The following is a 23738-nucleotide window of genomic DNA, read 5'->3' as shown; positions in this document are numbered from 1 at the left end:
TGCACGCGCTGCGCGGGGCAATACTCGAATCCGGAGAATAAATATGGCACTAAACAGCCAAAACTTGGGGGACACCCCGGCGCAGAGCACTGCTGCGCAAAAATTCTATTTCGCCGCCTGGCGGTGGCATTTCTATGCGGGGATTTTCGTCATCCCGTTCCTGATAATTCTGGCCGTTACTGGCCTGATGATGATGTTCATCACCCAGTTCGATGGTCGCGATGGCGAAAAGATCGCCGTAGAGGTCCATGGGCAAGCGTTACCCCCATCCCAACAGGCGCTTATTGCACTTGAAGAGGTGCCCGGCACAGTCGTCGAATGGATCGGTCCCAAAGCTGATGATTTGGCGACCGTGTTCCGCATCAAAACCGAAGAAGGTCAGCGACTTGTGGCCATCGATCCCTATGCCGGAAAAGTCCTGCAGGTCTGGGATCGCCGCGCCGGGTGGTATGATCTGGCTGACAACATCCACTCGACTCTGCTGATCGGCACAACCGGAGACCGCATAATAGAAGTCGCGGCGGGACTGAGCCTGCTTTTGGTCTTTACCGGTCTTTATTTGTGGTGGCCGCGTGGAAATGCCCTGGCTGCTTTTGTGCCCAATCTGCACGCACGCAGTCGCGCCTTTTGGAAATCGCTGCACGCCGTGATCGGATTCTGGATGTCCGGGTTGCTGGTTGTTTTTCTGATCTCGGGCTTGTCTTGGGCAGGCGTCTGGGGCGGCATGATCGTCCAACCCTGGAGCAGCTTTCCGGCTGAAAAATGGGACAACGTGCCCCTGTCCGATGACATCCACGCCAGCATGAACCACGGGCACCAAAACGACGTCCCATGGGCGTTGGAACAGACCCCGATGCCTGCCTCAGGGTCCGATGCCGGGGTCGACGGAATACCAGACGGCGCGTTGGTAGATATCGACGCGCTTGTTGCACTTGGCTCCGCATTGGATATGACCGGGCGGTTCCGCGTGGCCTATCCCAACGGCGAGGATGCTGTCTGGACCCTGAACCGCGACAGCATGAGCAGCGACTCGACCGATCCGGTGAATGACCGTACCGTTCATGTGGACCAGTATACCGGCAAGATTTTAGCGGATGTCCGGTATCAGGATTACTCGGTGATGGGGAAATCCATGGCGCTCGGCATCCCGTTTCACATGGGCTTGATAGGTATGTGGAACTTTGTTTTGAATGTTGTGTTCTGCTTATCTGTCATCTTCGTCTGCGTCTCTGGCGTTGTGATGTGGGTAAAACGTCGTCCTCAGCGGGCCCGACGTCTAGCCGCACCGCCGATGCCTGCGGAACTGCCATTGTGGAAAGGGGCCGTCCTGATCGGCTTGTTCACCGCGATGGCCTTCCCGCTTGTGGGCCTGACTTTGCTGGTCGTGCTAGCCATTGACTTGCTGTTGATCAGTAAAGTCCCGGCGATAAAGCGCGCGATGAGCTGACATGCAATCAGGCCGCATCGGACAACCCGGTGCGGCGCTATAAGCGATCCGGTCTTGGCAGAGCTGCGCAAAGGTCCTAACACGGGTTCCCAGAGGGACTGCAGCCATGAAGACAAGAGACATGAACCGGGACTGGATCGCAACCGCCGCAACGCTGAACAGCGCACTGCCTTACCTGCAACGCTATGACGGCGCGATTGTCGTCATCAAACTTGGCGGCCACGCCATGGGCAGCGACGAGGCGATGGAAAGCTTTGCCCGCGACGTCGTTCTGATGCGTCAGGTTGGGGTAAACCCGGTCGTCGTGCATGGCGGCGGTCCGATGATCAACGCAATGCTGGACAAGCTGGATATCCAATCCGAGTTTGTGAATGGCAAGCGTGTCACCGACAAAGCCACCGTTGAAGTGGTCGAGATGGTTCTGTCCGGCCTGGTGAACAAGCGCATCGTACAGGCCATCAACGGTCAGGGTGGCTCGGCTGTGGGCCTGTCGGGCAAGGATGCGCAGTTGATGACCTGTGATCAGACCGATGAGTCCCTGGGTTTTGTCGGAAGTCCGGCAGAGATGAACCCGAAAATCCTGCATGACCTGTTTGCACATGACGTAATCCCGGTGATTGCCCCTCTGGGTGCTGGTCGAAATGGTGAGACCTTCAATGTTAATGGCGACACCGCGGCCGGGGCCATTGCATCGGCACTGAAGGCCGATCGCCTGCTGTTATTGACCGATGTCTCGGGCGTAAAAAACGCAGCGGGTGACGTCGTGACCGAGCTGAAGGCCGGTCAGATCCGCGAGATGACGCTGGACGGAACAATTGCCGGCGGGATGATCCCAAAGACCGAAACTGCGCTGGATGCGTTGCACAGCGGGGTCCGTGCCGTAGTTATCCTCGATGGGCGTGCACCCAATGCCGTGCTGCTTGAGCTTTATACGGAACACGGTGCCGGGTCGCTGATCCGGCCGGACTGAATTTTCGGCGGAGGAGACATGAACAAAGGCCATCCACCCTCCTCGACCGCAGCGGCGTTGACCTATGCTCAAATCGAACAGGCGTCACAGAACGTCGGCCTGATCGTCATGGGAGCGCTACACCCCCGTCTTACGGACGCAAAGCAATTGGATGGCGGCACGCTGATCCTGTTGGGCGCCGGGGCCGCGTTCTGGCCCGCCTTGAAATCCTCACCGGAATGGCACGGCAAAGACCCGGTTGACCGCTGGTCGTCGCGTGTGGTGGGGCAGATGGCACACGACATGTCCGCCAAAGCCTATTTTCCGTTTGGCGGCCCGCCCTATGCGCCCTTTATCGACTGGGCATTGAAGTCAGGCCGTACGTTCAGCAGCCCGGTAGGGGCTTTGGTACATGATCAGGTCGGCATGATGATCTCATTCCGAGGTGCGCTGCACTTCAGCAGTGAGTTTCCCATACCCGCACCGCCCGGCGCGGCCCCCTGCGACGCATGTGCGGCCCCCTGTACCCGAACATGTCCTGTGGGAGCATTAAACAGCAGGGAGTTTTATGATGTGGAAGCCTGCCATGGCCACTTGTCCACCGCCGAAGGACAAACATGCATGACAGGCGGCTGCCTTGTAAGGCTGTCTTGCCCTCTCAGCGCCGGTGCCGAGCGCGATCCGGAACAGTCCGCACACCACATGAAGGCGTTTCACCCGTCATGACCCGCACCCTGATCCTGACACGCCACGCGAAATCCAGTTGGGACAGTCCCGCCCTTGCCGATCATGATCGCCCGCTGAACAAGCGCGGGCGCAGGTCAGCTTCGGCAATTGGTGCATGGCTGCGTGATAACGATTGGCTGCCGCAAGAAGTTCTTAGCTCAAGCTCGGTCAGAACGCGCGAAACCTGGGAGAGGATGGGTTTGCACGCGGACAAAGTTTGCTTTCACCGAACCCTTTATCATGCGGACTCCGCAGATATGCTGCGCGAATTATCGGGCGCGACAGGTCAGACTGTTTTGATGTTGGGCCACAATCCCGGCATCGCCTCTTTTGCAAACCAGATCGTCAAGACCCCGCCGGATCACGCCCGGTTCTTCGACTATCCGACATGCGCAACAACGGTGATCCACTTTGACATCAGGAATTGGTCAAACGTTCGGTGGCACAGCGGCAATGTTCAGGGGTTTGTCATTCCACGCGCGTTGCTGGAATAGGAAAAGGCGAGGCCATAGCCCCGCCTTTTCCTGATTTGGCAATCGGGTTCAGTGCCCCAAAATCTGGCTGAGGAACAGTTTCGTCCGCTCGCTTTTGGGGTTGTTGAAGAACTCTTCCGGTTCGTTCTGCTCAACGATCTGACCGGCATCCATGAAGATCACGCGGTTTGCGACCTGACGGGCAAAACCCATCTCGTGCGTCACGCACAGCATGGTCATGCCTTCCTCTGCCAGTTCGATCATGGTGTCGAGCACCTCTTTGATCATCTCGGGGTCCAACGCCGATGTCGGTTCATCGAACAACATAATCCGAGGCATCATGCAGAGCGAGCGGGCAATCGCCACACGCTGCTGCTGACCACCCGAAAGCTGACCGGGGTACTTATCGGCCTGTTCGGGGATTTTCACCTTTTCCAGGAAGTGCATCGCACGCTCTTCGGCCTCTTTCTTGGGCGTCTTGCGCACCCAGATCGGGGCCAACGTGCAGTTTTCCAAAATGCTCAAATGCGGGAACAGGTTGAAGTGCTGGAACACCATGCCAACCTCAGACCGGATCTTGTCGATGTTCTTGAGGTCATTCGACAACTCGGTTCCGTCCACGACGATCTTGCCCTGCTGGTGTTCTTCCAGCGCGTTCAGGCAGCGGATCAACGTGGACTTACCCGACCCCGACGGCCCCGCGATAACGATCCGCTCGCCTTGATTGACGGTCAGGTTGATGTCGCGCAGCACATGGAAGGACCCGTACCACTTGTTCATGTTGGTGATTTCGATGGCGACCTCGTCGCTCACCTGCATCTTGGAGCGGTCGATTTCGCGTTCAATTGCAAGTTCAGACATGTGTTGAACTCCTTAACGGTGGCCAGTCTGAAGCTTGCGCTCCAGATACATGGAATAACGGGACATGGAGAAGCAGACGACGAAGAACAGCGCCGCGATGAATGCGAACAGTTCCCAGTAGATGCCGTTCCAGGCGGTGTCGGCACGGATGGCGGATGCCAGTCCGATCACGTCGAACAGTCCGATGATCGACACCAGTGTCGTATCCTTGAATATCCCGATGAATGTGCTCACGATGCCCGGAATTGAGATTTTCAGGGCTTGCGGCATGATGATCAGTCGCTGTGCTTGCCAGTAGTTCAGGCCGAGACTGTCGGCACCTTCATACTGACCCCTTGGCAGAGCAGCCAGACCACCCCGGATCACCTCCGCCATATAGGCGGCCGAGAACAGGGTCATCATGATCATCACCCGCAGGATGATGTCAAAGTTGGTGCCCGGTGGCAGGAACAGGTTCAGCAGCAGCGAGGCCACAAACAAAAGGGTGATCAGGGGCACGCCGCGGATGAACTCGATAAAGCCCACGCACAGGTACTTAACGATCAGCAGGTCGGACTGACGGCCGAGCGCCAGCACGATGCCAATCGGCAACGAGACACCGATGGCCACAACACCCAGCAAGATCGCGAGCATGAACCCACCGAACTGACGGCTTTGGACCGCTTCAATGCCGATTGGGATGATCGATGCCATTGCACTGGCGAAATAGCTGGAGATTACCAGCCACCAAACCACGGAGGCCAAAACCCCAAGGATTATGCCAAACAGGCCGCTCAGTTGCTTGCTGACCAGTGTGTAGACACCCCAACCAACAACAAAACCCAGCGCTGCCGAGATCGGGCCCCAAATGGTTCCGCCCCACATAAGCCAGACCATCAGGAAGGGGTAGATCGCCGAAAAGATCAGCATCTTGGTTGGCACACGGTCCGAATATAGAACCGGAGCAAGTGCCACTAGCAACAGTAGCAGTGCAACGATCGGACGCCAGTACAGATGGCTTGGGTAGAACCCAAACAGCAACTGCAGCCAGCGATCGTTGATCACCGCCCAACAGGCATGGCCATGGGTTGAACCCCAGGTTGCCATCATGATCTCGCGGCATTCGTTCAGCGAGTTCGCGTTCCAGACGGACTGGAAGACCCACGGCAGAACACCCGATAGAACGTAGTAGATCGCATAAAGCGAAATCAACGTCAGGATCGAGTTGAACCAGCCGGAAAACAGGTTGTGCCTGATCCAGCCAATCGCACCGACTTCAGACGCTGGCGGAGCTTGTTCCGGCAACATCTCTGTGCGGACAAATGAAACATCACTCATATTACCGCTCCACCAGTTTGACACGGTTATTGTACCAGTTCATCACCGCCGAAATGCTCAGCGAGATGCACAGATAGACCAGCATCAGCAGCAGAACACATTCCAGCTCGCGGCCGGTCTGGTTCATGGTGATGCCACCCAATGTACCCGTGATGTCCATGTATCCGACCGCAATCGCCAGTGACGAGTTCTTGGTCAGGTTCAGATAGTTCGAGATCATCGGCGGAATAATCACCCGCAGCGCCTGCGGCAGGATCACCAAACGCATGATCCGGCCCGGACGCAGCCCTAAAGCAGCGGCGGCCTCGCTCTGACCCTTTGAGATGGCTAGGATACCAGCGCGCACGATCTCGGCGATGAAGGCTGCTGTGTACAGCGACAAGGCTAGCCACAACGCGATCAAAGAGTTGCGCATATGGGTGCCGCCCCTGAAGTTGAAACCCTTTAGTTCAGGGTAGCCGAGGTGGAAGCCCAGTGCTGCCAGCAAGATGATCATCGGAACGAACAGGATGCCCAACTGGATATGCCAGATTTTCGGGCGGTCACCGGTCGCCTCTTGTTTGGCTGCGGCCCAGGCCGAAACCTTGCGCATAGTAAAGATACTACCACCCAGAACGATCAGAAAAGCAATCAGGTCCAACGAAACATCGAACCGAATGCTTGATGTTCCGAACAGGTGGATGTCACCCAAGCTGCGCGAAAACAGGAACTCGGGGATATACACGCCGCGATTAGTGACAGCGACGGAATTGAACAAATCCATCGTAGCTGTCGGGTTATCGCCCCGGAATGCGTTTGGTGCTGGCAGACCCTCGATCAGAATGGCCATTGCCAGAACGATCCACAACAGAACAGGCACATTGCGGAACATCTCGACATAGACGGTCATGATCCGCGCGACCAACCAGTTGTTGGACAGGCGCAGGACACCAACCAGAACGCCGACGATTGTCGCTGTGATACAACCCAAAACAGCTACGACCAGCGTGTTTAGCAGACCTATAAAGGCCGCTCTCAGGTGGCTGTCTTGTGAGCTGTATTCCAACAAACGCTGATTGATATCATAGCTTGCCGATTCCCCGAAAAAGCCAAACTCGACCGGTTTGCCTAGAGCCTCGAGGTTTTGAATAGTGTTAGAAATAATCCAGGCTGCCAGAAGCATGAAACCGATCAATGCAATGACCTGAATGGTCGCTGATCGGTACCGCGTATCGTAAAGGAGCATGGACAGCCGGAACTGCTCCTTCGGCGGGTCAGTGAGAGTCGTCATGACCTATGTTTATCCCCGTGCATCCCGATTTTTGTCGGCGAAGTTGGTCTTCGCTCAATCTATTCGGGAGTGTTTCTTATTCATGGAAAAAGGGCGCAGGTTGCCCTGCGCCCTTTCCCGTGGATTTTAGCGGAACGGCGGCGAGTACAGCAGACCACCATCGGTCCACTGTGCGTTCAGACCGCGTGCCAGACCAATCGGAGTTTCTTCGCCGATGTTCTGGGCAAACACTTCACCGTAGTTGCCACCCGCCTTGATTGCGCGTGCAGCCCAGTCAGCGTCCAGACCCAGCATCTCGCCCAGAGTTCCTTCGGTACCCAGCAGACGGTTTACTTCGGGGTTGTCACCAGCACCCGAGCTCAGTTCGTCGATATTGGCCGAGGTAACACCCAGCTCTTCAGCCGAAATAAGCGCGTTCAGGGTCCAGCGGACAACATCGCCCCACTCGTGGTCGCCATGACGGACCAGCGGGCCCAGCGGCTCTTTCGAGATGATTTCGGGCAGCAGGACGTGATCACCGGGGTTTTCGAACGTGGCGCGGGTAGCGGCCAGGCCCGAAGCGTCGGTGGTGTAAACGTCACATGCACCAGCCAGATACTGCTGCTGCGCTTCGGCGTTGGTTTCGATCGGAACCGGCTCGTAGCTGATGTTGTTCGAGCGGAAGAAGTCCGCCAGGTTCAGCTCGGTGGTGGTGCCGGTCTGGATGCAGACGGTCGCGCCGTCCAGTTCCTTAGCCGAGGTTACACCCAGCGCTTTTGGAACCATGAAACCCTGACCGTCATAGTAGTTGACGCCCACAAATTCGAACTTCAGGTCCACATCGCGGCTGAACGTCCAGGTGGTGTTACGGGCCAGCATGTCGATCTCACCCGAAGCCAGCGCGGTAAAGCGTGTCTTACCGGTGGTCGGAACGAATTCAACTGCGCTTGCGTCACCCAGTACGGCGGCGGCAACGGCACGGCATACTGCCACGTCAAAGCCTTTCCATTCGCCGTTGGCATCCGGTGCGGCAAAGCCAACCAGACCGGTGGTCACGCCACAGTTCAATTTGCCACGGGCCTTGACGTCGTCAACAGTGCCCGCAGTGGCTGCTGCAGCAGCCAGACCGGCAACTGTGGCCACGCCCAAAATTACGGATTTTTTCATTTTTACCTCTTCCTGATTATCCGCCCCTGTCCGAGGCGGCTCTGTCCGGCACCTCTGGCACCAGAAAGGTTACTCCAAAGGTGTCTCCCCTTTAGTGGGCATGAGTTTGCTCGCATTCATAAACAAACGTCAAGGGTCGGATCAGGGAAAACGATGAGTCAACTCAGCGATGACCGCATCTGTATCACAATTTAATGCCCGGTAGGCTCAGATAGAGATTTCAAAGAACCGTTTTGCGTGTAGGAACGCAGCCTTTTTGATCTCGGCCGCCGCGTGCGCTTCGTCGTCGTGGCCCCATTGTTCGATTTGCCAGGCCTCGTCGAGCCTTGAGATTTCCCAGATATCCCCGGCCGGGCGCCAATCCATGGCGGCAGCAAATCCAAGGACCAGCGAGCCGGAGAGGCTGACCAGATCGTGGAAGGCAGCAAGCTGGAAGTCGTTGAAATCGTGAACGCGGCCTCGAAGTGCGTTTAGCACTTCCGCAGACTGTGGCTGATGCAGCACACCAGCCACGGGAATCAATCGCGCGGCCAGAGTTTCAGCCGCCCAATCTAGGGCCGGGTCCCATTGATCGGCTTGCCGTTGTTGCAACGTTTGCGGGTGGGTCGCCCGGTAACACAGCAGATCCGAATCGCCGTAGTCGGCCAGCATGTCTGCAACCTCGGCGTGCTGATGACGTACCTTGTCGATGGCCGCGTTTGCCGAACGCGTGAACGGCATGAGGGTCGGATCGACCTCTTTTTCCTGCGCATCCCACTCAGCCGCGACCGCTTCGGCCATCGCCTGGGTCGGCAGTATCAACGCTGCCTTGGCCGGTGTTTTGACCCGGCGACCATCCAGTTCAACCGTGTATCCGTCGTCCGCTTGGACAACCGCACTTGCGGTCCAAAATCGCTTGGGCTTCCAGTCGCTCATGTCTTCAGGTCCAGATGTCATCCAGCGCACGGGGCAGCTGATCAAAGGTTTCAATAATGCGGGCCGCACCGGTTAGGGCGGAACGGTCATGATATCCCCAGGATACGCCAATTCCCGCCACCCCGGCGGCCTGTGCCATATCCATATCGAACCGGGTGTCGCCAATCATCACCGTATCCGCCGCATCAACGCCGGTTTCGGAACGGGCTGTATCGATCATCGACGGATGAGGTTTCGAAGGATGATGGTCAGCAACCTGTCGCGTCACGAAAAAGCGCTCCAGATTATGCGCTTCGATCAAGGCGTCCAGGCCGCGTTGGGATTTACCGGTTGCCACACCCAACAACATCTCAGGGATGGAATGCAGTGCTTGGATAACTTCCCGCGCACCGGGATAAAGCGGAGAGCTTGCGGCCCCCTGTTCCAGACGGTGTGCGTGATAAGCCTGTTTGTAACCCTCTACCAATTTATGCTGAACCGTTTCGCCCTGCTCGGGCGCAAGCTGGGTCATGGCATTAGGCAAGGACAGACCGACAATAGACAAAATCGCCTTGCGGTCGGGGACCGGCAGGGACTGGGCGTCGAAACTGGCGGTCATCGCTGCGACAATGCTGCCTTGACTGTCAACAAGCGTTCCGTCCACATCGAACAGCACCAGACGCAAGGGTGCGCTCATTGCAGTTCCTCGAACGGATCATCCGCGGCCAGATCTTCGGTCCAGCCGAACGTGTCCCAACTGTGTTTCATATGCTCAGGCAAGGGCGCCTTAACGGTAATGGTCTTGCGTGTGACCGGATGCTGGAAAGAAGCCTGCCGCGCGTGCAAATGCAGTTTTTTGCTAATAATCCCACCCAATTGCGCACCCCAGCCATCGCCCAGGTTTTCTTGCCCCGAGCCACCGTATTTGCCATCCCCGACAATTGGATGGCCAATTGCCGCCATATGCGCCCGTAACTGGTGTGTGCGCCCGGTAATCGGCTCCATCGCCACCCACGAGGCGCGGCCCGCGACCCGATAAAGCGTTGAATAGAGCGTATGTGCTCGTTTCGCACCGGGGGTTTCGTCAATTTCATTCAGATGCACGGGTATCATCTTTTCGCCTTCGCCGTGCTTGCCGTGACCGGGGGCCTTCACCAACCCGGTCTTGATTTCACCCAGATATGGCGTCGGCACACCTGCCACCAACGCCCAGTAAATCTTGCGGGTGTCGCGATGACGAAAAGCAGCCGTCAGCCCTTTGGCCGCCTCGCGGGTGCGGGCCAACAGCAGAACACCCGACGTGTCCTTGTCCAAACGGTGCACAAGGCGAGGATTTTCATCATAGCCAAAGCGCAGAGCCTCGGACAAACCATCTACATGGCGGGTTTGGCCACTGCCGCCCTGCACCGGAAGACCCTGGGGCTTGTTCAGCGCCAAAACATGATCGTCGCGGTAGATCACGCAGGACTGGATCATCTTGGCATCCGCGTCCGATATACGTCGTTTGACGTCGGCCGGTTTGTGATCGGCATCCGGCAGCGGCGGCACACGTACCACCTGCCCGACTTCAAGCCGGGTCGAGGCTTTGACCCGCCCGCCTTCAACGCGCAGTTCGCCTTTGCGGCACATCTTTTCGATTCGACCCTGGCTGACATGCGGAAACAGTCGGCGTAACCACCGGTCAATCCGCTGATCGCCATCCCCCTCTGCCACGGTGATCAATTGTACGCCACTCATACCGATATCCCCTTCACGCGGCGGTTCCGCGCGGATTGTGTGCCCACAGGTGCCTTAGAAAACATGCGCGTCTGTGGCGTGCCGCAAGGCAAGAGTCAAGCCAGCGCTAGGACCTGTTCCGCTGCGACCGAAGCTTAGCAAAGTAATCCAGCCGCTTTTTCAGTTCCCGCTCAAAACCACGCTCCACGGGCTGATACAGCGCGGGCCGTTCCATTCCATCGGGAAAATAGTTCTGACCCGAAAACCCATCCTCTGCATCATGATCATAAGCATAGCCCGCGCCATAGCCCTGATCTTTCATCATCGACGTCGGTGCGTTCAGGATATGCTTTGGCGGCGGTTCGCTACCCGATTGCTTGGCAAGCCTCATGGCGGCTTTGTAGCCTACATAAGCGCCGTTCGATTTAGGGGCCAAAGCCAGATAGACCAGCGCCTGCGCGATGGCCAGTTCACCCTCGGGGCTGCCCAGGCGTTCGTAAGTTTCCCACGCGTGCAAGCAGATCGACTGCGCCTGCGGATCGGCGAGACCGATGTCTTCGACCGCCATCCGCGTGATCCGCCGTGCAAGATATCGCGGATCTTCTCCACCCGTCAGCATCCGCGCGAACCAATAGAGCGCCGCATCCGGGTCAGATCCGCGCACGGACTTATGCAGGGCAGAAATCAGATTGTAGTGCTCGTCCCCGGATTTGTCGTATTTGGCCGCGCGACGCATTAGCCGTGTGGACAACGCATCAGGGTCCAGCGGCGCATCCACCTTCCAAGCCGCAACCTGTTCGATCAGATTCAACAGCGCGCGCCCGTCGCCATCCGCCATCTCTTGCAGAGCTTCGCGGGCATTGCCCGTCAGCGGCAGGGCCCGGTCCAGCTCTTTCTCTGCGCGCTGTGTCAGACGTTCAAGGTCGGCGAGGCTGAGCCGTTCAAGGACAAGTACCTGTGCTCGGCTAAGCACAGCGGCGTTCAGTTCAAAGGACGGATTCTCGGTCGTGGCCCCGACCAGCAGGATCGTCCCATCCTCCATATGCGGCAGGAACCCGTCCTGCTGCGCTTTGTTGAAGCGGTGGATTTCGTCAACGAACAGCAACGTGCCCTGCCCGTTCTGCCGACGGATCTTGGCCGCTTCGAACACTTTCTTCAGATCTGGAACGCCTGTGAATATCGCGCTGATCTGAACAAAATGCAGGTCAGTTTCCTTTGCCAGCAAGCGTGCAATGGTGGTTTTCCCGACGCCCGGCGGACCCCAGAAAACCAAACTGGACAGGCTACCCGAGGCCAGCATAACCCCCAGTGGAGCGTCCGGGCCAAGAACCTGCTGTTGTCCGATGACGTCAGCCAACGACTGCGGGCGTAACCGATCCGCCAACGGGCGGTTCGGGTTTGGCGCGGGCGCGGTCGCCCCGGTATCGAATAGATCACTCACCAGATCACAACCGGAAACGCAGGGATACTTGCTGTCCGCCACGCAGAACATCCAGGTTCACGCGACGTCCAGGATCCGTCAGGGCGCGTACAACGTCCTGCGGGTGCTTGATATCAGCACCGTTAATATGTTGAAGCACGTCACCCGCGCGCAAACCGGAACGCCCGCCAAACCGGTCAGCATCCACCACGACCACGCCGGTTTGCGTCAGCTTCAATCCCATCCGTATGATCACGGCCGGGTTGACGCGCGAAACCTTCAGACCCGGCATCACTGTGTCGTCATTCAGAACGGTTTCGTCAGCCGGTGGGGTTTCCGGGACTTTGATCAGGGCAACCTCAACGTCTGCGCGATCGTCGCCTCGCAACCGGGTTAGGATCGATGTGCCGCCGACCCCTGCCACGGACATGCGAAACTTCATCTCGGCGGGTGAGTTCACCTCATCACCATCAACATGGGTCACCACATCGCCGATGCGCAGGCCAGCGTCAGCCAGCGGGCTCAGATCATGCAGATTGGCGATGACAACACCCATCGGAATAACCAGCCCCAGAGATTCGGCAATATCCGCACTCATGTGTTGTCCAGTCACACCCGCCCACGGGCTGACAAAGCTGTCATTCCCTGCCTTGGCCTGGCGCAGAAACTCGGCCACCAAGTTGGCCGGGATTGCAAACCCAATGCCGTTGGAACCACCAGAACGCGTCAGGATCGAGGTGTTGATCCCGATCAGATCACCATTCACGTCGATCAGCGCCCCGCCGGAATTGCCCGGATTAATCGCGGCGTCGGTCTGAATGAAGTACCCACGTGCATTACCCGTCGCTGTCCCAGTCCGCGCCAGACCTGAGATGATGCCAGAAGACACGGTTTGGCCGACACCAAACGGGTTGCCAATCGCCAGTGCCAGCTCTCCCACCTCGACGTGGTCGGAGTCGCGAAAGTTCAGATGCGGCAGGTCTTTGGCCTCGTCCAACCGCAGTATCGCAATATCGCTTTCCTGGTCCCCCAGCACCACGTGTGCCGAATACTCACGCCGATCAGTTGTCACGACGCGGATTTCTGTGGCAGTTCCAACAACGTGGTAGTTCGACACCACATAGCCGTCCGCAGACAAAATGACGCCCGAGCCCAGCGAGTTCTGAACTCGCGGGCGCGGTTCGGCAAATCCCCCGCCAAAGAACTCTTCAAAAAACGGGTCCGAGAAAAACGGATTGGCCCCGCCCTGTCTTACGATCTTGGCATAAATATTGACGACTGCGGGTGAGGCCTGTTTCACCACCGGGGCGAAACCGAGGCTGATTTCGGCCTGCGATGTTGGTACCTTTGTTTCAGCATTTGCTGACACTGCAAGCGTCGCCAGCATCAGAGAACAGAGAACTTTCCGCATGATCCATCCGTTGGTTAATCGCCTATCGGATATGCGTCTACACGGGCCGTAATGCAAGCATCGGTTCAGCGCGTCGGAGCCGTCAATCCAACGGAGGGTGCAGCCGCGTGCCTTCTGTGATAATCCCGCCGCGCTGGCCCACCTCGATGGTGCCGTAACGTTGCCTGAAAACTTCGGGCAATTCGCGATCTCCTTCCGGCGATAGCCAAAGCCTCAGCAAATGGCGGCGCTCTGCCGGGTCAGGCCAGTCCACGAACCCGGTCCGATCGTGCAGTTGCGAATGGTTGTACACGAACTGCATGTCGCCCGGTTGCAGCCGCATGGAAAGACAGAGGTCGGGATCATTCGCCAGCGCATCAAACCGGTCCAGCGCCTCAATGTGATCCGGTGTCAGCCGCATCGCTTCAGGAAATCGTTGCGCACTGTCGATATACTGTCTTTGGTAAAACACCGTCAGCTTACCATCGTGCCAGGAAAACGGCGGGATCGACATGAAAGGTTCCATGCCGTCTGGCACTTCCCCGCGCCGGTCGGTCGCTATTGGGTCAAACAACAGTTCCAGCAATTCCGGGCATTTTGACCGCATCCTATTAAAGATCGTCTCTGCACTGACCAGCAGCGAGTCTCCGCCCTCTTTAGCCTCGCGCAGGCACAGCAGGCCGACGATATCGGCGCTGTCGGTGTGAAATGTCTGGCGCTCATGCGTTTGATAGATCCGGGTATTCGGATCGTTCGCATCTGCACCGATGTCGCGCACGTGCCCCAGAATGTGCCCCTGCGCGTTCTGCGACCGGGCCGAGCCCAGATGAGCACCGACACCGCAGAAAATCGTGGCCGCGACCTGTTGCGTATAAGTCTGCACCGGAAGGCCACGGATCACTTCGAAACCGATCCCGTTGATCAGCTTCTCTCGTAGGCTTGCCAGATGCCGGTCAAACCGTTTTAGGGGAAAAGCGGATTTTGTGATCTCACCAATATCTCTTTTGAGGCTCAGATAGTGACGGGCAGCTTGCTCAAGATCCTCGATGTCGTCCGGCGTCAGATCAATGATCCATTCACTCCGACGCGTACGCATGTCCTGACCGGTCCAGACAGACGGTCCCGTGAGTTCGTTCGGTAATTTAGTTGGGATTGCCATCATCCGTCCTCCACGCTCATCGTGCAGCATGATCCGTGAGGTTCGGGGATTCATCAACCGATGTCGCCGAAAATGCTCTAACCGCGACACCAAGGGATCAAAAAGAAAAAACCCCCGCGTCCGAAACGCGGGGGTTTGAATTCAGAAAGCCGGGCTTTCTTATTCTTCGTCTGCTGCCTCTTCGGCGGCGACGCGGGCCTTGTCAGCCGCACCTTTGGCGTCCAGATCACGGTCAACGAATTCGATGATCGCCATCGGTGCCATATCGCCATAGCGAAATCCAGCTTTCAGGATACGGACATAACCGCCCTGACGCTCGGCGTAGCGGGGGCCAAGAACTTCGAACAGCTTTGCGACGTCTTTGTCTTCTTTCAGCTGAGCTGCGGCCTGACGGCGGGCGTGCAAGTCGCCGCGCTTGCCCAAAGTGACCAGCTTTTCGATGATCGGGCGCAGTTCTTTTGCCTTGGGCAGGGTTGTTTTGATTTGCTCATGCTCGATGAGCGAGCCAGCCATGTTTGCAAACAGAGCCTTGCGGTGCTCATGAGTACGGTTCAGGCGGCGGTAACCACGTGCGTGACGCATTTTTCAATTCCTATCTTGCGTTTTGCTTTGTCTGGCCGGCGATGCGTGTCACCGGCTCTCCTTGGGGCGGAAGTGCCCGTATTGTCCCCGGAAAGCCCGGGCATTGGGGAAGACGCGCTTAGAACGCGTCTTCGAATTTCTTCGCCAGATCTTCGATGTTGTCGGGCGGCCAATCCTCGACATCCATGCCGAGGTGCAGACCCATGCCGGACAGCACTTCTTTGATCTCGTTCAGCGACTTGCGGCCGAAGTTCGGGGTGCGCAGCATCTCGGCTTCGGTCTTCTGGATCAGGTCGCCGATGTAAACGATGTTGTCGTTCTTCAGGCAGTTTGCCGAACGGACCGACAGTTCCAGCTCGTCCACTTTCTTCAGCAGCAGCGGGTTGAACTCCAGACCATCATCTTCGTCCTGACGACCAGCCGCTTCGGGCTCGTCGAAGTTGACGAAGATCGAAAGTTGATCCTGCAAAATACGGGCGGCAAAGGCCAGCGCGTCTTCTGGGGTGATCGAACCATCAGTTTCGATCTTCAGGGTCAACTTGTCATAGTCCAGAACCTGACCTTCACGCGTCGGCTGAACGTCATAGGCTACCTTTTTGACCGGAGAATAGATCGCGTCGATCGGGATCAGACCGATAGGCGCGTCTTCTGGCTTGTTCTTTTCAGCCGAGACGTAACCCTTGCCGGTGTTGACGGTCAGTTCCATGAACAGGTCGGCGCCATCGTCCAGGTGGCAGATGACGTGATCGCGGTTCAGAACCTCGATACCCGCGCTTTCGCTGATGTCACCGGCGGTGACAACTGCGGGGCCTTTCGCATTGATCGACAGGCGCTTGGGCCCTTCGACTTCCATGCGCAGGGCAACTTGCTTGAGGTTCAGGATGATGTCGGTGACGTCTTCACGAACGCCTGCGACGCTCGAGAATTCGTGCAATACGTTGTCGATCTGGACGCTGGTGATGGCCGCGCCTTGCAGCGAGCTCATCAGAACGCGACGCAGCGCGTTGCCCAGAGTCAGACCAAAGCCACGCTCCAGCGGCTCGGCAACCAGAGTTGCCTGACGTGCGGGATCGTTGCCCGGCTTGCCGTCAAGCTGGGTCGGCTTGATCAATTCAGCCCAATTCTTATGGATCATGTAATCCCTCCATTCCTGTCCGCGCCCCATGACCAACAAGGTGCAGACGCCCGAGGTTCAAAATGACGTGCTGGGGCCGTGCAAAAACACAGCCCCAGCTCAATTCAAAATCGCTTAGACGCGGCGACGCTTCGGTGGGCGGCAGCCATTGTGAGCAATCGGAGTCACGTCACGGATCGACGTGATGTTGAAGCCCACTGCAGCCAGCGCACGCAGAGCCGATTCACGACCCGAACCGGGGCCCTGAACTTCGACTTCCAGCGTCTTGACGCCATGCTCCTGCGCCTTTTTGCCTGCATCTTCTGCAGCCATCTGAGCGGCGTAGGGGGTCGATTTCCGCGATCCCTTGAAGCCCATGGTACCGGCAGACGACCACGAAATGGCGTTGCCCTGTACGTCCGAGATCAGGATCTTGGTGTTGTTGAAGGTCGAGTTCACATGGGCAACGCCCGATGCGATGTTCTTACGCTCTTTGCGCTTAACGCGAGTCTTATCACGTGCCATCAGTCAGACCCTCCCTTATTTCTTCTTACCAGCAATGGCCTTTGCGGGGCCTTTGCGGGTACGAGCATTGGTGTGGGTACGCTGACCGCGAACCGGCAGGTTGCGGCGGTGACGCAGACCGCGGTAGCAGCCCAGGTCCATCAGGCGTTTGACGTTCATCTGGACTTCACGGCGCAGGTCACCTTCGACGGTGAAGTTTGCGTCGATATGTTCGCGGATAGCCAGAACTTCGGCGTCGGACAGTTCATTGACGCGACGGGTCGCTTCGATGCCAACGGCTTCGCAGATTGCTTTGGCCGAGGTGTTTCCGATACCGGTGATATATGTAAGGGCGATTGGTACCCGCTTTGCAGTCGGGATGTTTACGCCGGCAATACGTGCCACGTGTCACTTTCCTTTTTTGTTGCGGTTCCGTAGCTCCGGAACCTTTTTTCACAACACTTGATCTTGGCAGTGACGCCAGAGGATCCAGCATTTGTACGAGGTGGTCAGTGCGCGCCAGACGAATCCCGCACGCGATTGTGATTCCCATAGGGATGTGGGTCGATATGGGCTTTTCCCGCTCAGGTCAAGAGCAGAATTGGATCAGCCGTTTCCGACGTCGACACCACCGTCCAGGACTTGCGAAATTTCCGCCTGAACAGCGTCAATCTCACCCAGACCGTCAACCCAGGACAGGTTGCCCTTGGCATAGTAATAGCCGATCAGCATCGAGGTCTTTTTGTAGTATTCCATCAGACGAGTCTTGAGGCTTTCCTCATTATCATCTGCGCGGCGCTTGAAGTCGTTTTCCTTGCCGCAGTTGGTGCACTTTCCATCTGCCGGGATCGGTTTGGTGATGTCGTTGTAGACCTCGCCGCAACCGCCACAGGTCGACCGGGCTGTGATCCGTTCAACCAGCGCGTCGTCGTTGACTTCCATCGCGATAACCGCGTCCAGCGTTTCGCCAGTGCTGTTCAGGAGGTCCCCCAAGGCATCGGCCTGTGCCAATGTGCGTGGGAAGCCGTCAAAGATAAACCCGCCTTTGGCACCCTGTTCCAGCTTTTCGCGGATCAGGCCGATGACGATCTCATCGGTGACCAGTTCACCCTTGGCCATCACCTCGGCCACGCGGTTGCCCATTTCGGTGCCGCTGTCCTTGGCTTCTCGTAGCATGTCCCCAGTGCTCAGCTGTACCATGCCGCGCGTTTCCACCAGGTGACGCGCTTGCGTCCCTTTGCCCGCACCCGGCGGGCCCAACAAAATGATGTTCATCGACGAGCGGGTCCCTTCCTGCTGCGTTTCTTGCTTTTACCGCGCAGCTGGGACTTTTCGATAAGCCCTTCGTATTGATGCGCCAGCAGATGGCTCTGGACTTGCTGGATGGTGTCCATAGTCACAGAGACGATAATCAGAACCGACGTGCCGCCAAAGTAGAACGGGATAGCGAACTGGTTCCGCAGAATTTCAGGCAGCAGGCAGACAGCCGCCAGATAAGCCGAGCCCAGAACCAGCACGCGGTTGACCACGTATTCCAGATACTCGGCGGTTTTCTTGCCGGGGCGAATACCGGGCACAAAACCGTTCTGCTTTTTCAGGTTGTCCGCAACATCATCCGGTTTGAATGACACGTTGAACGTATAGAAATAGGCAAAGAACACGATCATCGACGCGAAGAACAGCAGGTACAACGGCTGTCCGGGGCCAAAGTTGGCCAACAGCCACGACATGATCGGACCGTTGGTGGCACCCGAAGAGAAGGTCGAGATCGTGACCGGCAGCAGCAGCAGCGAGCTGGCAAAGATCGCCGGGATAACGCCCGCCGGGTTAACTTTGACCGGCAGGTGGCTGGAGCCGCCTTCATACACCTTCATACCGGCCTGGCGACGCGGGTACTGAATGTGGATCTTGCGCAGAGCCCGTTCCATAAACACCACGAAAGTGATGACCGCGATGACCATGACGATCACACCGATGATCACGGCAGGGCTAATTGCGCCCGAACGGCCAGAGGCAAAGAACTGCGCCAGTGCGGCCGGAACCTCGGCAATAATACCGACAAAGATGATCAGAGAGATACCATTGCCAATGCCGCGCGCGGTGATCTGTTCACCCAACCACATCAGGAACATCGTACCACCGACCAGAGTGATCATGGTCGACATGCGGAAGAACAGGCCCGGATCAGTTGCCAGATCGCCCGATTCCAGCGAAACGGCCAGACCATAGGCCTGAACGGTGGCCAGGGCCACAGTGCCGAAACGGGTATACTGGTTGATCTTCTTGCGTCCCTGCTCGCCCTCTTTCTTGAGTTGCTCGAGCGCGGGAACCATGGATGTCAGCAGTTGCACGATGATCGAGGCTGAAATGTAAGGCATGATGCCGAGGGCAAAAATACCCATCCGCCCCAGCGCCCCGCCAGTGAACATCGAAACCATGCCGCCGATGCCCTGCCCCGCCTGTTCCATGAACTCGCGCAGTGCTTGTCCGTCGATCCCCGGCACCGGAATGAAGGTGCCCAAACGATAGACGATCAGCAATGCAAGCGTGAACAGGATGCGGTTGCGCAGATCGGTGGCTTTACCAAGGGCAGACCAGCTTGTGTTGGCTGCCATTTGTTCTGCTGCTGATACCATAAATCGGTCTCTCTTATGAAAACACCGCCCGGAACCGTTTTCCGGCTCGGGCGGCGTCTTGGAAAACTCTGAGGTCTATGTAAGCGGGTCTTGGCCCGCTCACAAGCGCTTACTCTGCCGCAGCAGCTTTTGTGACCTTAAGTGAGCCGCCCGCTTTCTCAACTGCTTCAACAGCAGATTTCGAAGCACCGGTTACTTCCAGGTTCACTTTCGCGCTGATTTCGCCTTTGGCAAGAACGCGGATACCGTCCAGTTTGCGACGGACCAGACCGGATGCAATCAGTGCATCTTCGGTGATCGCAGCCTTTGCATCCAGTTTGCCGGCGTCGACGAATTTCTGGATCAGGCCCAGGTTGACAACGGCAAATTCCTTGCGGTTCGGCTTGTTGAAGCCGCGCTTGGGCAAGCGTTGGTACAGCGGCATCTGGCCGCCTTCGTAGCCGTTGATGGCCACACCAGAACGGGATTTCTGGCCTTTGATACCACGGCCACCCATTTTACCTTTGCCGGAACCGGGACCACGGCCAACGCGAGTGCGTTTCGGTGTGGCGCCAGGGTTGTCGCGCAATTCGTGCAGTTTCATTTCGCTTCTCCTAAGCCGGAAATGACCCCCGAAGCGTGATGGGTCAGACACGGCATTTCTTGGTTTTGATTCGTATGGCGCAAAGCCACCGCAGGCGTATAGGACTGTTGGGGCAAGTTGGCAAGCCCGCAGCCCCTACATGTCATTCCTCGGGTGCATCGATACGGTCGTCTGATGTGGCTTTTACCCGCAAGGGCGCTGCATGTGGGTCGATACCATGCTTTTCGACCAACCGGCCAACCATGCTCTCGGGATGCGGAATGCCATTGAACCGATTGTGGATGAATGAACGCATGCGGCGGCCGTAAAAGTGGATCGACATGGTGTTCTCGGTCAGGAACCTCTCGGCATTTCCGTTGGACCGTACCATTGCCCGCCGATCCCTGAACGTTACAGGGTATAAAACCTCTTGCGGCTGGGAAAACCGATCTTCTTTGTTTTGTCGCAAAAGCCAGGTCAAGGCGCGCGGTCCCCAAATGCCCCAAGGCATATCGCTTGCGTGCGGCGCATCGCCGTTCAATGCCATGTCAATAAGCGGCCGGCGTTGTTTGGGCGACAGCCAATGCGGAATGCGATACGGGTGATTGGTGTAGTCGATCAAGTCATACAGCGTCGCGCTGTCACGCGGCAAAGCCAACACGCCACCGTTGATTTCATGCGCAGCTAGCCAACCATGCAAGTGACCATTTTCAGTTGTAAATGGCTTGACACAATACGCGTCGGTATCCGCCCAAATGATGTCCGGCACTTTCGCCAGCATTTGCACGCGAAACTTGTCAGAATGCAGCGCGGGACTGCCTGTGCGTTTGTGCAGGATCACCTCTTCATCCGGCAGCACTTCGCGCGCGTCGCACACTTCGACACCTTCCGGAATGTTTGTGACCGGACCGTAAGTATAGAGGCGCACATGCTGTCCGACGTCCAAAAACGACTTGATGCACAACTGCTCGAGAAAGCTGAGAGGGCCTTCAATCCAAAGCATGCCAACCTGATACTCTTTCACCGGATCTGGCCCTTCGTTTTGTTCTTGGTTGTGGCACCGACGGGTGCCCTGTCGCGTGTTTGGCCGATTTCCAGTTACGCTGCAACGTTTCGGGTCAAAATTCCCGATCACTGTGCCAAGCGCACCCCAGAATCAAAAGAGACGCCCTAAGGCGTCTCTTGTTCAGGTCATCGATACGTTCACGAACAGTAAACGTGATCCCGAGCGATGTCCTTGATATCGCAACGGCGTACGCCGATATCATTCAATTCACGATCTGACAGACCCTGCAGTTCCGAGTAAGTCTGGTTGTACTGCACACGCAAGGCGTTGGCCTCTTTGACGCGCTCGAAGAAGTTTGCGATGCGGGCGCTCAGGCCAAAACCTTCGCGGGAATATGTTGCTGTGTGAGCCATGGTTTACTTCCTTTCTCTGACCGGGGCGAATTCCCCGGTAATTGTTTGTGTTCCTTGTTTGGACAGGGCTGAGATAGGTGCAGGCGATAACGCTAACAACCGAAGTTTCGGTCTAGCCGATATGCAACCGGGGAATGGCTGAGAGCATATGCTTCGACATGCGATCAATCGCTGTTATTATATCTTTCGCGCATTCCGCTTGCGGGCGGTCATCGCCCGACCGTCGCGGATACTCAGCCCCATCAGTGTCAGGTTGGTAGCACCCGCGAGCAGTTCGACAACCTGGACAACATAGAAACTAGCATCAAAGTCCCCTGAGTTTGCTTTTGAGCTGAGGTAGATGGCGGCGGGAACTAGGATCAACAGACCATTCATTGCAATGAATGGCATCCGTTTCTTCTTGGCTAGCGCCGGCGCATCCTTGCGGCGACGCCCTAAAGCCATTCCCGACGCACCCACAATCACCATCGCAGGCACAAGGACAAAGAGCCCGCTAACGATGGTCGACTTCACGGCTGCAACAGTCGCATGGGTCGCAAACAACTCGCTGTACAACGTGGAAGTCCAAAACACGAGAATAGTAAGAAAGCCTAAAACTCCGGCAATAGGATGGATTGCTCTTAACATGTGGCTGCTCCGATTTTGGCATTAGGCGACGCAGTGGTTTTCGACTGTCAGCTTTTTTAGAAGATGCGGGCGGGCCACAGCGCTTGCCGGGTAGTCTGCAATCCGACGCTGGAACTCTGGATGGGTGAATGCCGCGCGGAAGCTCTTGACGTCCTGCCAGATCGCGTAATTGACAAAAGTTGAGCTTCCGGCGATGCCCTGATGGAGCTGGGTCGAAATGTACCCCTTCTGAGACTTCATAAAGTCTGCATCGTGCGACCAGGCCTTCAGCAGCGCATCTTCGTCGTTCGCGTCCACCGTAAACAGGTTGATCAAAACCACCGGGCCTTCATCGGCCTGCATTTGATCTGCCAAGGTAACGACCTTGTCCAACTCTTCAATTCTAGCCATTTTGGTTCCTTTCGATTCTGTTGCATAGCTTGCTATATATTATTGCATAGCATGCTATTCAAGTGATATTCCGGGATATGGATTTCAAAAAAGATGACTCGGCCGGATATCTGATCAATCACATGGCGCGTTTGTTTGCGAGAGAGTTGCAGCACCAAATTGCACCCTTGGGCATCGTTGTCGGCCAGTTCCCGATTTTGCTGGAGCTTTGGCTTAAAGACGGCGTGACGCAAAAAGACCTGCTGGGCAAAATTGACGTCGAGCAAGCGACACTGGCTAACACGCTTAACCGTATGGAGCGTGACGGGCTTATAAAAAGAACAAAGAACCCCGCAGATGCCAGAGCTCAGTTGATTTGGTTGACTGAAAGGGCCAGGGCGCTTCGGGACGGCGCTTATGAGTCCGCCCAGAAGGTGAATACCGAGGCCCTGCAGGTTCTGAACGAATCTGAGCGCACGCAATTCATCAATTCTATGCGCCTGGTAATAAACAGTATGCGTTCAGATTAGGACGACCCAAAGCCGCTAGAATACTAATACGTGCAGTCAGCAAATCCCCGACAAGATCTGCTGCATCCTTCAATTGCATGAGAGCACTCTGACGCGCGAGACCCGTTGTTTCACCGCGCCTCTCAACTTCGAAATGTCTATTTGCGTATCTGGCCGACGTATCGCTGCTTTTGGGTGTTCACCAGAACCAATTGTCCGTTGTTTACCACGTACAGGTCGAACCTTGGGTTGCTGTATCCGATGCAACGCATTCCGTTGTCATAAAATCTGTAATCGTTAGCCGTCCAGGTCTGGCCGTTGGCTTTGTAAGAGTACGATCCGTCTGAAGAATAGGTTTCAACCTCATTTCCGGGATATACTACTTTACGACCGGCAAGGTTCTTTTGCAGCCACGCCGCATTCACCTTTTGGTCTCCAGCCGAGAATTGGGACTTGCTCGCTTTTGGGGATTTGGTCGGGCATGCGGCATGTGCACTTACACCGATTAATGTCGCGCACAGCGCGGAAAGAAATAGCTTCATTTTAACTCACTCATAAAAAAACAGGCTTCAACGGTATCCTAGCAATACTTAAAGACAAGAAAAAACGCCCCCGACCGAGGTCAGAGGCGTTTCCAAATTTCTCGAA

The 23738-nt window shown here is 56.8% G+C and carries 27 protein-coding genes; 5 read left to right on the top strand and 22 right to left on the bottom strand.

Features of this window, described 5'->3' with window-relative positions; all coding sequences use genetic code 11:
* Window positions 1-43 precede the first annotated feature (43 nt).
* The 4 genes from ACR0AK_RS01315 (at window position 44) to ACR0AK_RS01300 (ending at window position 3616) form a co-directional block, all read left to right on the top strand.
* Entirely contained in the window at window positions 44-1447 is a 1404-nt protein-coding gene (locus ACR0AK_RS01315) for a PepSY-associated TM helix domain-containing protein (RefSeq protein ID WP_480792107.1), read from the top strand.
* 106 nt (window positions 1448-1553) lie between these two features.
* On the top strand, window positions 1554-2417 hold the full coding sequence (argB, locus tag ACR0AK_RS01310; protein WP_058272395.1) for an acetylglutamate kinase: 864 nt from the start codon (window positions 1554-1556) through the stop codon (window positions 2415-2417).
* Between the two features lie 18 nt (window positions 2418-2435).
* Complete coding sequence (locus tag ACR0AK_RS01305; RefSeq protein ID WP_480792106.1) at window positions 2436-3122, top strand: ferredoxin; 687 nt, start codon at window positions 2436-2438, stop codon at window positions 3120-3122.
* Window positions 3119-3616 carry a SixA phosphatase family protein gene (locus ACR0AK_RS01300; RefSeq protein WP_480792105.1) on the top strand — a complete coding sequence of 166 codons (498 nt, stop codon included), beginning with the start codon at window positions 3119-3121 and terminating at the stop codon, window positions 3614-3616. Before ACR0AK_RS01305 ends, ACR0AK_RS01300 begins: the two co-directional genes overlap by 4 nt.
* Before the next feature lie 48 nt (window positions 3617-3664).
* Here the strand turns inward: ACR0AK_RS01300 and ACR0AK_RS01295 are convergent, their stop codons facing one another.
* From ACR0AK_RS01295 to ACR0AK_RS01195, 21 genes are all read right to left on the bottom strand, one after another.
* Window positions 3665-4456, bottom strand: coding sequence for an amino acid ABC transporter ATP-binding protein (locus ACR0AK_RS01295; protein WP_302477300.1), 792 nt, complete (start codon window positions 4454-4456; stop codon window positions 3665-3667).
* Window positions 4457-4468: 12 nt separating this feature from the next.
* Window positions 4469-5773 (bottom strand): amino acid ABC transporter permease, encoded by a 1305-nt coding sequence (locus tag ACR0AK_RS01290; RefSeq protein WP_170561454.1) that lies wholly within the window; start codon window positions 5771-5773, stop codon window positions 4469-4471.
* A gap of 1 nt (window position 5774) precedes the next feature.
* A complete protein-coding gene (locus tag ACR0AK_RS01285; RefSeq protein WP_480792104.1) occupies window positions 5775-7043 on the bottom strand; it encodes an amino acid ABC transporter permease in 1269 nt (422 codons plus the stop codon).
* A 126-nt stretch (window positions 7044-7169) separates the two neighbouring features.
* Window positions 7170-8189, bottom strand: coding sequence for an amino acid ABC transporter substrate-binding protein (locus ACR0AK_RS01280; protein WP_170561456.1), 1020 nt, complete (start codon window positions 8187-8189; stop codon window positions 7170-7172).
* 207 nt (window positions 8190-8396) lie between these two features.
* On the bottom strand, window positions 8397-9104 hold the full coding sequence (locus ACR0AK_RS01275) for an ATP12 family chaperone protein (RefSeq protein WP_480792103.1): 708 nt from the start codon (window positions 9102-9104) through the stop codon (window positions 8397-8399).
* A 4-nt stretch (window positions 9105-9108) separates the two neighbouring features.
* Window positions 9109-9780 carry an HAD-IA family hydrolase gene (locus ACR0AK_RS01270; protein WP_480792102.1) on the bottom strand — a complete coding sequence of 224 codons (672 nt, stop codon included), beginning with the start codon at window positions 9778-9780 and terminating at the stop codon, window positions 9109-9111.
* Window positions 9777-10820 carry an RluA family pseudouridine synthase gene (locus tag ACR0AK_RS01265; RefSeq protein WP_480792101.1) on the bottom strand — a complete coding sequence of 348 codons (1044 nt, stop codon included), beginning with the start codon at window positions 10818-10820 and terminating at the stop codon, window positions 9777-9779. The genes ACR0AK_RS01270 and ACR0AK_RS01265 overlap by 4 nt, the downstream gene beginning before the upstream one ends.
* A gap of 106 nt (window positions 10821-10926) precedes the next feature.
* Window positions 10927-12240 carry a replication-associated recombination protein A gene (locus ACR0AK_RS01260; protein WP_480792100.1) on the bottom strand — a complete coding sequence of 438 codons (1314 nt, stop codon included), beginning with the start codon at window positions 12238-12240 and terminating at the stop codon, window positions 10927-10929.
* Between the two features lie 4 nt (window positions 12241-12244).
* The gene (locus tag ACR0AK_RS01255; protein WP_480793624.1) at window positions 12245-13633 is read right to left on the bottom strand and encodes a trypsin-like peptidase domain-containing protein; all 1389 of its coding nucleotides are present in this window, start codon (window positions 13631-13633) and stop codon (window positions 12245-12247) included.
* A gap of 79 nt (window positions 13634-13712) precedes the next feature.
* Complete coding sequence (locus ACR0AK_RS01250; protein WP_480792099.1) at window positions 13713-14822, bottom strand: TauD/TfdA family dioxygenase; 1110 nt, start codon at window positions 14820-14822, stop codon at window positions 13713-13715.
* 105 nt (window positions 14823-14927) lie between these two features.
* Entirely contained in the window at window positions 14928-15350 is a 423-nt protein-coding gene (gene rplQ, locus ACR0AK_RS01245; protein WP_170419395.1) for a 50S ribosomal protein L17, read from the bottom strand.
* 118 nt (window positions 15351-15468) lie between these two features.
* Complete coding sequence (locus tag ACR0AK_RS01240) at window positions 15469-16485, bottom strand: DNA-directed RNA polymerase subunit alpha (RefSeq protein WP_058272456.1); 1017 nt, start codon at window positions 16483-16485, stop codon at window positions 15469-15471.
* A gap of 114 nt (window positions 16486-16599) precedes the next feature.
* Window positions 16600-16989 carry a 30S ribosomal protein S11 gene (gene rpsK, locus ACR0AK_RS01235; protein ID WP_008757289.1) on the bottom strand — a complete coding sequence of 130 codons (390 nt, stop codon included), beginning with the start codon at window positions 16987-16989 and terminating at the stop codon, window positions 16600-16602.
* A gap of 15 nt (window positions 16990-17004) precedes the next feature.
* Window positions 17005-17373, bottom strand: coding sequence for a 30S ribosomal protein S13 (rpsM, locus tag ACR0AK_RS01230; RefSeq protein WP_170419393.1), 369 nt, complete (start codon window positions 17371-17373; stop codon window positions 17005-17007).
* A gap of 201 nt (window positions 17374-17574) precedes the next feature.
* Complete coding sequence (locus ACR0AK_RS01225; protein WP_170561464.1) at window positions 17575-18243, bottom strand: adenylate kinase; 669 nt, start codon at window positions 18241-18243, stop codon at window positions 17575-17577.
* Complete coding sequence (secY, locus tag ACR0AK_RS01220; protein ID WP_170561465.1) at window positions 18240-19604, bottom strand: preprotein translocase subunit SecY; 1365 nt, start codon at window positions 19602-19604, stop codon at window positions 18240-18242. The genes ACR0AK_RS01225 and secY overlap by 4 nt, the downstream gene beginning before the upstream one ends.
* A 109-nt stretch (window positions 19605-19713) precedes the next feature.
* A complete protein-coding gene (gene rplO / locus ACR0AK_RS01215; RefSeq protein WP_170561466.1) occupies window positions 19714-20187 on the bottom strand; it encodes a 50S ribosomal protein L15 in 474 nt (157 codons plus the stop codon).
* 142 nt (window positions 20188-20329) lie between these two features.
* Window positions 20330-21190: a hypothetical protein gene (locus ACR0AK_RS01210; RefSeq protein ID WP_480792098.1), complete on the bottom strand. Its 861-nt coding sequence runs from the start codon at window positions 21188-21190 to the stop codon at window positions 20330-20332.
* Window positions 21191-21369: 179 nt separating this feature from the next.
* Window positions 21370-21585: a DUF1127 domain-containing protein gene (locus tag ACR0AK_RS01205; protein ID WP_170561467.1), complete on the bottom strand. Its 216-nt coding sequence runs from the start codon at window positions 21583-21585 to the stop codon at window positions 21370-21372.
* 177 nt (window positions 21586-21762) lie between these two features.
* Entirely contained in the window at window positions 21763-22212 is a 450-nt protein-coding gene (locus ACR0AK_RS01200; RefSeq protein WP_480792097.1) for a hypothetical protein, read from the bottom strand.
* Between the two features lie 21 nt (window positions 22213-22233).
* Window positions 22234-22602, bottom strand: coding sequence for an antibiotic biosynthesis monooxygenase family protein (locus tag ACR0AK_RS01195; RefSeq protein ID WP_170561469.1), 369 nt, complete (start codon window positions 22600-22602; stop codon window positions 22234-22236).
* A gap of 77 nt (window positions 22603-22679) precedes the next feature.
* Here ACR0AK_RS01195 and ACR0AK_RS01190 point away from each other — a divergent pair, with 77 nt between their 5' ends.
* The gene (locus ACR0AK_RS01190; RefSeq protein WP_480792096.1) at window positions 22680-23111 is read left to right on the top strand and encodes a MarR family winged helix-turn-helix transcriptional regulator; all 432 of its coding nucleotides are present in this window, start codon (window positions 22680-22682) and stop codon (window positions 23109-23111) included.
* 137 nt (window positions 23112-23248) lie between these two features.
* On the opposite strand, the gene ACR0AK_RS01185 is transcribed toward ACR0AK_RS01190, so the two are convergent.
* Complete coding sequence (locus tag ACR0AK_RS01185) at window positions 23249-23632, bottom strand: hypothetical protein (protein WP_480792095.1); 384 nt, start codon at window positions 23630-23632, stop codon at window positions 23249-23251.
* Window positions 23633-23738: the final 106 nt, after the last annotated feature.

It is taken from the genome of Ruegeria sp. BI12, from assembly GCF_056537985.1.
The sequence above is the reverse complement of the archived record's forward strand: the minus strand, read 5'-3'. Positions and strand labels throughout refer to the sequence as shown.

Coding starts and splice junctions, on each gene's coding strand:
- rplO (WP_170561466.1), bottom strand. CDS start 20,187: ATGAAACTGCACGAATTGCGCGACAACCCTGGCGCCACACCGAAACGC.
- ACR0AK_RS01280 (WP_170561456.1), bottom strand. CDS start 8,189: ATGAAAAAATCCGTAATTTTGGGCGTGGCCACAGTTGCCGGTCTGGCT.
- ACR0AK_RS01185 (WP_480792095.1), bottom strand. CDS start 23,632: ATGAAGCTATTTCTTTCCGCGCTGTGCGCGACATTAATCGGTGTAAGT.
- argB (WP_058272395.1), top strand. CDS start 1,554: ATGAAGACAAGAGACATGAACCGGGACTGGATCGCAACCGCCGCAACG.
- ACR0AK_RS01315 (WP_480792107.1), top strand. CDS start 44: ATGGCACTAAACAGCCAAAACTTGGGGGACACCCCGGCGCAGAGCACT.
- ACR0AK_RS01240 (WP_058272456.1), bottom strand. CDS start 16,485: ATGATCCATAAGAATTGGGCTGAATTGATCAAGCCGACCCAGCTTGAC.
- ACR0AK_RS01270 (WP_480792102.1), bottom strand. CDS start 9,780: ATGAGCGCACCCTTGCGTCTGGTGCTGTTCGATGTGGACGGAACGCTT.
- ACR0AK_RS01275 (WP_480792103.1), bottom strand. CDS start 9,104: ATGAGCGACTGGAAGCCCAAGCGATTTTGGACCGCAAGTGCGGTTGTC.
- ACR0AK_RS01285 (WP_480792104.1), bottom strand. CDS start 7,043: ATGACGACTCTCACTGACCCGCCGAAGGAGCAGTTCCGGCTGTCCATG.
- ACR0AK_RS01300 (WP_480792105.1), top strand. CDS start 3,119: ATGACCCGCACCCTGATCCTGACACGCCACGCGAAATCCAGTTGGGAC.
- ACR0AK_RS01265 (WP_480792101.1), bottom strand. CDS start 10,820: ATGAGTGGCGTACAATTGATCACCGTGGCAGAGGGGGATGGCGATCAG.
- ACR0AK_RS01225 (WP_170561464.1), bottom strand. CDS start 18,243: ATGAACATCATTTTGTTGGGCCCGCCGGGTGCGGGCAAAGGGACGCAA.
- secY (WP_170561465.1), bottom strand. CDS start 19,604: ATGGTATCAGCAGCAGAACAAATGGCAGCCAACACAAGCTGGTCTGCC.
- rpsK (WP_008757289.1), bottom strand. CDS start 16,989: ATGGCACGTGATAAGACTCGCGTTAAGCGCAAAGAGCGTAAGAACATC.
- ACR0AK_RS01290 (WP_170561454.1), bottom strand. CDS start 5,773: ATGAGTGATGTTTCATTTGTCCGCACAGAGATGTTGCCGGAACAAGCT.
- ACR0AK_RS01195 (WP_170561469.1), bottom strand. CDS start 22,602: ATGGCTAGAATTGAAGAGTTGGACAAGGTCGTTACCTTGGCAGATCAA.
- ACR0AK_RS01205 (WP_170561467.1), bottom strand. CDS start 21,585: ATGGCTCACACAGCAACATATTCCCGCGAAGGTTTTGGCCTGAGCGCC.
- ACR0AK_RS01295 (WP_302477300.1), bottom strand. CDS start 4,456: ATGTCTGAACTTGCAATTGAACGCGAAATCGACCGCTCCAAGATGCAG.
- ACR0AK_RS01305 (WP_480792106.1), top strand. CDS start 2,436: ATGAACAAAGGCCATCCACCCTCCTCGACCGCAGCGGCGTTGACCTAT.
- ACR0AK_RS01190 (WP_480792096.1), top strand. CDS start 22,680: ATGGATTTCAAAAAAGATGACTCGGCCGGATATCTGATCAATCACATG.
- ACR0AK_RS01200 (WP_480792097.1), bottom strand. CDS start 22,212: ATGTTAAGAGCAATCCATCCTATTGCCGGAGTTTTAGGCTTTCTTACT.
- rplQ (WP_170419395.1), bottom strand. CDS start 15,350: ATGCGTCACGCACGTGGTTACCGCCGCCTGAACCGTACTCATGAGCAC.
- ACR0AK_RS01250 (WP_480792099.1), bottom strand. CDS start 14,822: ATGAATCCCCGAACCTCACGGATCATGCTGCACGATGAGCGTGGAGGA.